We start from the raw sequence: 7,755 nt of genomic DNA on the forward strand, positions 1-7,755 counted from the left end.
GCAGCAGCGCGGCGGGCAGGTTCCAGTCCCGCCAGCGGGCGGCGGGTTCCAGATAGGTGCTGATGCCGATCAGCGGGGGTGTGCTCACAGAGGACGCTCCGGGCCGGGGGACGGGGTGGCCGCGCGGTCCCGGCGGAGTTCGGCCTCCGCCGCCGCGAGCGCGGCGAACTCCTCCTCGGGGGCCGCCGCGACCAGCCGGTGCCGAGAGTAGAAGCCGAAGTAGCCGATCGCCACCACATACACCCCCAGCGCGATCAGTGCCGCCTCCCGGTCCACCAGGAAGGTCGCCACGAGCGCGGCCAGGGCCAGCACGAAGGCGGTGCCGGAGGTGAGCACCCCGCCGGGGGTGCGGTAGGGGCGGTGGAGGTCGGGCTCGCGGCGGCGCAGCACGATGTGGGACAGGCTCATGAGCGCGTACGAGATGGCCGCGCCGAAGACCGCGACGTTCAGCATGGTGTCGCCGTTGCCGGTGGCCGCCGCCAGGCCGAAGCCGATCGCGCCGGGGATCAGCAGCCCCAGGTAGGGGGCCTTGCGGCGGCTGGTCAGGGAGAGGAAGCGCGGCAGATAGCCGGCCCGGGAGAGCGCGAACAACTGCCGGGAGCCCGCGTACACCAGGGAGAAGAAGGAGGCCACCAGACCGGCCAGGCCCGCGTAGTTGATGAACCGGCTCAGCGCGGTCGGCTCGCCGTCCTCCTGGAGCGCGGTCACCAGCGGGTTCCCGGCGTCCATCAGGGCGGCAGAGCCGCCCGCCCCGGCGGCGGCCAGGAAGGTCAGCAGGGCGAGCACCGCGAGGATGCCGATCGCCGCGGCCATGGCGCGCGGCAGGGTACGGGCCGGGTCGCGGGCCTCCTCGGCGGCCAGCGGGACGCCCTCCACCCCGAGGAAGAACCACATGCCGAACGGGAATGCCGCCCAGATGCCGAGCAGCCCGAACGGCAGCCAGGAGGTGGCGCCGAAGGCGGTGGTGTCCACGGGGATGTCGTTGAGGGAGCCGGCCTCGAAGTCGCTGAGGGCGCCGAGGACGAAGATCAGCAGCGCGGCGACGGCGACCGCGGTGACCACCAGCGAGAAGCGCAGCGCCTCGCCCACGCCCCACAGATGGATGGCGATGAACACCACGAAGCAGCCCAGATAGACCGGCCAGGCGGAGGTGAGCCCGAAGAGGTGGAGCGATTCGATGTAGTCGCCGATGAAGATGGAGATGGCGGCCGGGGCCAGCACGAACTCGATGAGGATGGCGGTGCCGGTCAGAAAGCCGCCCCAGGGGCCCAGCGCCCGGCGGGCGAAGCCGTAGCCGCCGCCGGCCGTGGGCAGGATGGCGGCGAGTTCCGCGGTGGCGAAGACCAGGGCCGCGTACATCAGGCCCATCAGCAGCGCGGCGATGGCCAGGCCGCCGAACCCGCCCTCGGCGAGGCCGAAGTTCCAGCCGGCGTAGTCGCCGGAGACGACGTACGCCACGCCGAGCCCGGTGAGCAGCAGCGGGCCCGCGCTGCCGCCGCGCAGGGCGCGCCGGCTCAGATACGCCTCCCGCGCGCCGGAGCCGGGCGCGGTCCCCGGCGGTGCGGTGGGGGGTAGCTGGGTTCCGTCCGACATGGGCCGCTCCTGCCTCGCGCCGCAATGGTGTGGCGGCATACCTTTGCCGCCACAGTGCGCGCGGCGCAAGACCGTTGCGTAAAACAGCGGTAAACACCCGGGGTGCGCGGGTCAGGTGAGGAAGCCGCGCAGCAGGGCCGCGGTCCCGGCGCAGTGCTCGCGGGCGGTCTCCCGGGCGGCGTCCGCGTCGCCCGCCAGCACCGCCGCCACCAGGGCCGCGTGCTGCTCCTGGGAGTGGGCGAGATTGCGCACCAGCAGCGGGATGCAGTCCAGGAGCGCGTTGAGTTCGGCGCGCACCGCCGCGTACTGGGCGGCCAGGCTCGGCGATCCGCTCAGCTCGGCGAGTGCCAGGTGCAGCGCGGTGTCGGCGCGCCGGTAGTCGGCCAGCGGCGCCTCCTGGGTGGCGGCGAGCGCGGCGCGCAGCCGCTCGGTGCGCGCCGGGTCGGGCGGATCGGCCGCGCACAGCCCGGCCGCCCCGGACTCCAGCACCTCGCGCAGCCGCAGCACGTCCTCCACATCCACCCCGGCCAGCCGGCGGCGCAGTTCGCCGTGCGCGGCCTCCCGGCCGGGCCCGGGCCGCTCCCGGACGAAGGTGCCGCCGTACCGGCCGCGCCGGCTGACCACCAGGCCCTCGTCCTGGAGCACCTTCAGCACCTCGCGCAGCGTGACCCGGCTGACGCCGAGCCGGTCGGCCAGCTCCCGTTCGGCCGGCAGCCGGCCGCCGGGCGGTACCAGTCCCAGGCGCAGCACCCGCAGTATCTGCTCCAGCGCCTCCTCGAAACCGTTGCCGGCCCGCACCGGGCGCAGCACCCCGGGCGGCAGGGCGCCGTGCGGCACCGGCGCCGCCGCGCTGCTGACGTCGTCCATCGACCTACTTCCCAATCAATGGTCTGCATGGATACCTTATGGCCTCCGGCGGTAGCGACAGGAGGCCCTCCCGTGGCAGCACCCACACCCCCGCTGAGCATCGAGGAACTGCGGGCCCTGGTGGACCTCGGCGAACTCGACACCGTGGTCCTCGCGTTCACCGACATGCAGGGCAGACTCCAGGGCAAGCGGTTCGCCGCCCGGTTCTTCCTCGATGAAGTGCTGCACCACGGTACCGAGGGCTGCAACTATCTGCTGGCCGTCGACACCGACATGAACACCGTCGACGGCTTCGCCATGGCCTCCTGGGAGAACGGCTACGGCGACTTCGCCCTCCACGGCGACCCCGCCACCCTGCGCCGGCTGCCCTGGCACCCCGGCAGCGCCCTCATGATCGCCGACCTCGCCTGGCACGACGGCAGCCCCGTCACCGCCTCACCCCGGCAGATACTCCGCCGCCAGATCGACCGGCTCGCCGAACGCGGCTGGCACGGATACGCCGGCACCGAGCTGGAGTTCATGGTCTTCGACAACACCTACGAACAGGCCTGGGACGCCGGCTACCGCGGCCTCACCCCCGCCAACCGGTACAACGTCGACTACTCCGTCCTCGGCACCGGACGCGTCGAACCCCTGCTGCGCCGCATCCGCAACGAGATGGGCGCCGCCGGACTCACCGTCGAATCCGCCAAGGGCGAGTGCAACCTCGGCCAGCACGAGATCGCCTTCCGCTACGCGGACGCCCTCACCACCTGCGACCAGCACACCGTCTACAAGACCGGCGCCAAGGAGATCGCCGCCCAGCAGGGCAACGCGCTCACCTTCATGGCCAAGTACGACGAACGCGAAGGCAACTCCTGCCACATCCACTTCTCGCTGCGCGACGGCGAGGGACGGCCGGTGTTCGCCGACCCCGACGGCCCGTACGGCATGTCGCCCACCATGCGGCACTTCCTCGCCGGACAGCTCGCCGCCCTGCCCGAACTCACCCTGCTGTACGCCCCCAACATCAACTCCTACAAACGGTTCCGGCCCGGCTCCTTCGCCCCCACCGCCGTCGCCTGGGGCCCCGACAACCGCACCTGCGCCCTGCGCGTCGTCGGCCACGGCCGCTCCCACCGCATGGAGAACCGCCTCCCCGGCGGCGACGTCAACCCCTACCTCGCCGTCGCCGCCATGATCGCCGCCGGACTGCACGGCGTGGACCGGGGCCTCGAACTCCCCGACCCCTGCACCGGCAACGCCTACACGGCCGGCGCCCGCACCGTACCCGCCACCCTGCGCGAGGCCGCCGACCTCTGGGAGAACAGCACCCTCGCCCGCGACGCCTTCGGCGACGACGTCGTCGAGCACTACCTCAACCTGGCCCGCGTCGAGCAGAACGCCTTCGACACCGCCGTCACCGACTGGGAGCGCTACCGCTCCTTCGAACGCCTGTGAGGGAAAGGAGCACACCACACGTGCAGGACGAGCACGAGGTGATCAACCCGGCGACCGAGGAGACCATCGCCACCGTCCCCGCCACCGGACCCCGCGCGGTGGACGCCGCCGTCACCCGGGCCGCGCGGGCCCAGGAACGCTGGGCCGCCCTCGCCCCCGCCGACCGGGCCCGGCTGCTGCGCCGCTTCGCCGACGCCGTCGACGGCGCGGTGGAGGAACTCGCCGCCATCGAGGTGAGCGAGGCCGGCCACCCCATCGGCAACGCCCGCTGGGAGGCCGGCAACGTCCGCGACCTCCTGGAGTACGCCGCCGGCGGAGTGGAACGCCTGACCGGCCGGCAGATCCCGGTCGCCGGCGGCATCGACCTCACCTTCCACGAACCGTTCGGCGTCGTCGGCGTCATCGCCCCCTGGAACTTCCCGCTGCCCATCGCCGGCTGGGGCACCGCCCCCGCCCTCGCCGCCGGCAACGCCGTGCTGCTGAAACCCGCCGAGAACACCCCGCTCACCGCGCTGCGGCTGGCCGGACTCGCCACCGAGGCCGGACTGCCCGAGGACCTCTTCCAGGTCCTCCCCGGCGACGGCCCCACCACCGGCGGCGCCCTCGTCGACCACCCCGGCGTCGCCAAGATCGTCTTCACCGGCTCCACGGCCGTCGGCACCCGCATCATGGCCCGCTGCGCCGCCGCCGTGAAACCCGTCACCCTCGAACTCGGCGGCAAGAGCCCCAACATCGTCTTCGCCGACGCCGACCTGGAGCGGGCCGCCGCCACCGCCCCCGGCTCCTTCCTCGACAACAGCGGCCAGGACTGCTGCGCCCGCAGCCGCATCCTGGTGCAGCGCACCGTCTACGACCGCTTCCTGGAACTCCTGGAACCGGCCGTGCACGCCGTCACCGTCGGCGACCCCGCCGACCCCGCCACCGCCATGGGCCCGCTCGTCTCGGCCGCCCAGCGCGAACGCGTCCGCTCCTACGTCCCCGAAACCGCCCCCGCCGCCATCCGCGGCACCGTCCCCGCCGGCCCCGGCTACTGGTACCCGGCGACCGTGCTGGAGGCGCACACGGTGGACGAACGCACCGCCACCGAGGAGATCTTCGGCCCGGTCGCCGTCGTCACCCCCTTCGAGGACGAGGCCGAGGCGGTACGGCTCGCCAACGCCACCGACTACGGCCTCGCCGGCTCGGTGTGGACCCGCGACGCGGGCCGCGCCCTCCGGGTCGCCCGGGGCGTCGCCGCCGGCAACCTCTCCGTCAACTCCCACAGCAGCGTCCGCTACACCACCCCCTTCGGCGGCTACAAGCGGTCCGGGCTCGGCCGCGAACTCGGCCCCGACGCGCTGGTGGCCTTCACCGAGACCAAGAACGTCTTCATCAGCACCGAGGAGAACTGACCCATGCCCGAGGAGACCGCTCTCTGCCGCCGCCTGGTGGACCGCACCGCCGTCGTCACCGGAGCGGGCTCCGGCATCGGCCTGGCCACCGCGCGCCGGCTCGCCTCCGAAGGCGCCCACGTGGTGTGCGCCGACATCGACGCCGAACGGGGCCGGGCCGCCGCCGAGGAGACCGGCGGACTGTACGTCGCCGCCGACGTCACCGACCCCGAGCAGGTGGAGGCGCTGTTCCGCACCGCCGACGACACCTACGGCTCCGTCGACATCGCCTTCAACAACGCCGGGATCTCACCCCCCGACGACGACTCCATCCTCACCACGGGGCTCGACGCCTGGCGCCGGGTCCAGGAGGTCAACCTCACCTCCGTCTACCTGTGCTGCAAGGCCGCCCTCCCCTACATGCGGCGGCAGGGCAAGGGCTCCATCATCAACACCGCCTCGTTCGTGGCCGTGATGGGCGCGGCCACCTCGCAGATCAGCTACACCGCCTCAAAGGGCGGCGTCCTGGCCATGTCCAGGGAACTGGGCGTGCAGTTCGCCCGGGAGGGCATCCGGGTCAACGCGCTGTGCCCGGGGCCGGTCAACACCCCGCTGCTGAAGGAACTGTTCGCCAAGGACCCGGAACGGGCCGCCCGGCGCCTGGTGCACGTCCCGGCCGGCCGGTTCGCCGAGGCCGAGGAGATCGCCGCGGCCGTCGCGTTCCTCGCCAGCGACGACGCCTCGTTCGTCAACGCCGCCGAATTCCTCGTTGACGGCGGCATCGCCGGGGCGTATGTCACCCCGCTGTAGCACGCGGACGCTGGTGGGCGACGCGATGCTGTGAGAAGTTCTCGGGCGTGAGTGCGGATTCTTCAGCTCCCGGATGGTTCCCCGACCCGGGCCACGCCGGTGACGGCCCGGCACCCGAACGCTGGTGGGACGGCACCGCCTGGACCGGAGAGACCCGCGCCCCGGCCGCGCCCGGGCCCCTCACACCGCCCGGCCGGCCCGGGCCGCCGCGGCAGCCGCCGTCCGGTGGCGCGCGGGGGCGGCGCGGGGCCCTCGTGGTCGCGGTGGGCAGCGCACTGATGCTGGCCGCCCTCGCGGCGGGCGGGGCCCTGCTGCTGGGCAACAGCGCGGACGGCACGGACGCCTCCACCGCCCCGGCGAGCGGCCCCGGCCCCGGAAGCGAACCGGGGCCGGGGCACGGCCCCGGCCCCGGGCCCGAGGCGGAAGCGGGCGCGGCACCGCTGAGCCGGCCAGGGCCCGGCGGCCTCGCGCTGCCGATCCTGCCCGGCTGGGAGGAACAGCCCCCCGAGGCGTCCGGTCCGGGCCTGCTGGTCACCACCGGCACCTACCCGTGCCCGGCGGACCCGGCCCGCTCCTGCGTCACGGCGGGCGCCTCCCTCGGCCCGGCCGACGCCACCGCGGGAGCCGACCCGCGCCGGGCCGCCGAGGCCGACATCACCGCCCACATCGAGGAGTCCTTCGGCACCGCCACCTACGACGGGGTCCGCGAGCAGCAGACCCTGCTCGCGGAGGAGACGACGGTGGCGGGGGAGCGCGGCTACCGGATCCGTACGCGGCTCACCACCGGCGCGGGCATCGAGGCGTACGCCGAGTCGGTGGTCTTCCCCGCACCGGACGGATCGGGCCAACTCCTGGTGCTCCGTTTCGGCTTCGACCTCGGCGGCGAGGCCCCGCCGGCCGGTGACATCGACCGGATCACCGCGCAGATCCGCCCGCCGGACGGAGACGGAACGAAGACCCGGTAACCGGCGCGGGGTTGGTACGCTCCCTGCTCCGGCGCCCGGTACCACTGGATGAACCGGTACACGTAGAGTGACCACGACCGTGATGAGCAGCGACGGGGCAGGGCCGGTCGGGAGGGGCGGGAACGGGATGAGCACCCAGCCGGGGCAGCAGCAGCCCGCCACACCGCCCGCACCCCCCGCACCCCCGCGCCCTCCGCAGCCGCCCGCCGCCGCCCCGGTGGACCGCCCGGCCCCCGAGGCGTCCGCCGCACCGCCCGCGGAGGACAGCCCGCCGATACCGTCGGCACCACCGGCCCCGCTCCGGCCCCGGACCCACCCGCCCGCGCCCCCACCGCGTCCGGCCACCGTGCCCACGGCGCGGGGCCGTTCGGTGTCCACACCGCCGGGCCCGGCGGACGGACGGACGGAGGACGGGCCGGCGGGTGCGGGCCCGCCCCGGGCCGCGCAGCCCGCCCCGGCGACCGCCGCCCCGCGTACGGGCCGCCCGCCGGCGCCGCAGCCGCCCGTACCGGCGGGGCCGAAGAGCACCGCCCGCGCGGGGGACGGCGGCGCGCCGGTCACCCCGGGGGCAGCCGCGGCGCGCACGGGTGGAGCGTCGCCGGAGGCGGTGGGCCGTGCGGCCCCGGTCCGTACGGGGCCGGCTGGTGCGGTGTCCGCGCCGGGTCCGGGGGAGGGGCGTACGGGTGGTCCGTCGTCCCCGGAGGCGGTGA

6 protein-coding genes are annotated in these 7,755 nt (G+C 74.6%); 4 read left to right on the forward strand and 2 right to left on the reverse strand.

What is annotated here, in order from left to right; all coding sequences use genetic code 11:
* Positions 1-84: 84 nt before the first annotated feature.
* Together eat and ACFV5N_RS21765 are read right to left on the reverse strand one after the other, a co-directional pair.
* Positions 85-1,593: an ethanolamine permease gene (gene eat, locus ACFV5N_RS21760; RefSeq protein WP_385602361.1), complete on the reverse strand. Its 1,509-nt coding sequence runs from the start codon at positions 1,591-1,593 to the stop codon at positions 85-87.
* 111 nt (positions 1,594-1,704) lie between these two features.
* The gene (locus ACFV5N_RS21765) at positions 1,705-2,460 is read right to left on the reverse strand and encodes a FadR/GntR family transcriptional regulator (RefSeq protein ID WP_385602364.1); all 756 of its coding nucleotides are present in this window, start codon (positions 2,458-2,460) and stop codon (positions 1,705-1,707) included.
* Positions 2,461-2,532: 72 nt separating this feature from the next.
* Here ACFV5N_RS21765 and ACFV5N_RS21770 point away from each other — a divergent pair, with 72 nt between their 5' ends.
* From ACFV5N_RS21770 to ACFV5N_RS21785, 4 genes are read left to right on the forward strand one after another with little or no spacing between them, the layout of a single operon-like run.
* On the forward strand, positions 2,533-3,900 hold the full coding sequence (locus tag ACFV5N_RS21770) for a glutamine synthetase family protein (protein WP_385602367.1): 1,368 nt from the start codon (positions 2,533-2,535) through the stop codon (positions 3,898-3,900).
* A gap of 20 nt (positions 3,901-3,920) precedes the next feature.
* A complete protein-coding gene (locus tag ACFV5N_RS21775; RefSeq protein ID WP_385602370.1) occupies positions 3,921-5,291 on the forward strand; it encodes an aldehyde dehydrogenase family protein in 1,371 nt (456 codons plus the stop codon).
* Between the two features lie 3 nt (positions 5,292-5,294).
* On the forward strand, positions 5,295-6,080 hold the full coding sequence (locus tag ACFV5N_RS21780) for a 3-oxoacyl-ACP reductase (RefSeq protein ID WP_385602372.1): 786 nt from the start codon (positions 5,295-5,297) through the stop codon (positions 6,078-6,080).
* Between the two features lie 47 nt (positions 6,081-6,127).
* Positions 6,128-7,045: a DUF2510 domain-containing protein gene (locus ACFV5N_RS21785; RefSeq protein ID WP_385602375.1), complete on the forward strand. Its 918-nt coding sequence runs from the start codon at positions 6,128-6,130 to the stop codon at positions 7,043-7,045.
* Positions 7,046-7,755: the final 710 nt, after the last annotated feature.

It is taken from the genome of Streptomyces sp. NPDC059853, from assembly GCF_042731495.1.
In the GTDB taxonomy this organism is placed as follows: Bacteria; Actinomycetota; Actinomycetes; order Streptomycetales; family Streptomycetaceae; genus Streptomyces.